At 43.5% G+C, this 1,215-nt stretch carries 1 protein-coding gene; it reads left to right on the top strand.

Translation table 11 applies throughout. The features are described from left to right. Window positions 1–7: 7 nt before the first annotated feature. Window positions 8–1,215, top strand: a 1,208-nt coding sequence (locus H5202_RS22815; protein ID WP_182774028.1) for an IS4 family transposase, incomplete at its 3' end; no start/stop codon positions are given.

The following is a 1,215-nucleotide window of genomic DNA, read 5'->3' as shown; positions in this document are numbered from 1 at the left end:
TTTTTTTATGGAACTTTCAGAAGCCCTTGCTCGCACCTCAATTAATCGCCTAACTGAGTTTTCATCTCTCGCTGATGTTCTAGAGCCCGATATTATTCAATCTTGCCTTGATTCAAATGGCGTGGCGACATTAAGACGACGTAAATTACCCATGGACGCGATGGTTTGGGCTGTTATAGGCATGTCTTTATTTCGGACGGAATCTGTTCGTCAATTGATTAATAAGCTTGATATTGTGTTGCCACAAGAGGTTGATTATGTCGCTCGAAGTGCCGTAACGCAGGCGAGAAAAAAGCTAGGCAGTGATGTCGTTCGCGATATATTCCATCGTTCTGCTGCCACGTGGCATCAACGGGCTGAACACCCACATTGGTGTGGTTTGAATCTTTTTGGGGTTGATGGCGTAGTATGGCGCACACCTGAAACCAAAGAAAACAGTGCTGCGTTTGCGCGTACAGCAAACAAGGCTTGTGAGTCTGGTTACCCGCAAGTCCGCATGGTTTGCATGATGGAGCTCAGTAGCCATTTACTCGTGGATAGCGCCTTTGATAGTGTTGCTGAAAATGAAATGAACTTAGCCGCTAAGCTTATCGCTCGCGTGCCTGATAATAGCTTAACCTTGTTTGATAAAGGTTTTTACTCGTTAGGTTTATTACACGATTGGCAGTCAAAAGGAGAAAATACTCACTGGTTGCTGCCGTTAAAAAAAGGCACTCAGTATGAGGAAATTCGCAGCTTAGGTAAGCACGATAAACTGGTAAGGCTAAGTACCACACCTCAATCGAGAAAAAAACGGCCTGAACTCCCAATGACGATAGAAGCGAGATTAACCACTCGTCAGGTGAGGGGGAAACAAGTCAGCATTCTGAGTTCAATGATTGACCCAATGGCGTATCCGAGCGCTGAAATCGTGGATTTATATGCCCATCGCTGGGAAATTGAGCTGGGCTATCGAGAGATGAAACAGTATTTATTAGAAAGCCGATTTACGCTACGAAGCAACTTGCCGGAGTTAATAACACAAGAGCTGTGGGGAGTATTATTGGCCTATAATTTAATTCGATACAAAATGATATTAATGGCCAAATCCCTTAAAAGCGTCTTTCCAAATCAACTCAGTTTTAGAGATGCTTCTTCTCATATCATCAACAAACTGACTAATATGCCGTTATACGCACCAGGAAATGTGCCGAAACTGATTTTGGATATAGAAAG

This window comes from Shewanella sp. SG41-4, from assembly GCF_014164505.1.
Lineage (GTDB): Bacteria > Pseudomonadota > Gammaproteobacteria > Enterobacterales > Shewanellaceae > Shewanella.
Note: the sequence above shows the minus strand (reverse complement) of the source record. Positions and strands in the feature narration are given on the sequence as shown.